The organism is Oceanobacillus alkalisoli (assembly GCF_021556485.1).
Lineage (GTDB): Bacteria > Bacillota > Bacilli > Bacillales > Amphibacillaceae > Oceanobacillus > Oceanobacillus alkalisoli.
The window spans coordinates 1-330 of the sequence record NZ_JAKGBW010000057.1 but is presented as its reverse complement, the minus strand read 5'-3'; the positions used below and the strand labels follow the sequence as shown (position 1 = coordinate 330).

The window sequence follows — 330 nt, the reverse complement described above, 5'->3', positions numbered from 1 at the left end:
GGATGCGCAAATATCAACTACATGGTGTAGAGGGCTTAAAAGAATCAACGAGCCCGAAAACGTACCCTAAAGAATTGAAGATGCAAGCAGTCGAGTTTTACTTGAACCATGAGGGTAACTTAGAAGAGACCTGTAAAAAATTCGATATTTCAAGTCGTTCTGTTTTATCCCGGTGGGTAAAGCATTATACTAGTGGGAAAGAGTTTAAATCTACTGGGGGAAGAGAAGAAATGAATAAGGGGCGCAAGACAACATTTCAGGAGCGCATAGAAATTACTCAATACACCATTGCCAATAACTTGAATTACCAAAAGGCCACAGAGAAATATC

1 protein-coding gene is annotated in these 330 nt (G+C 39.7%); it reads left to right on the top strand.

Annotation, left to right across the window (positions count from 1 at the left end):
- On the top strand, positions 1 to 330 hold a 330-nt coding region (locus tag LZD48_RS18485; protein WP_235764139.1), incomplete at both ends, for a helix-turn-helix domain-containing protein.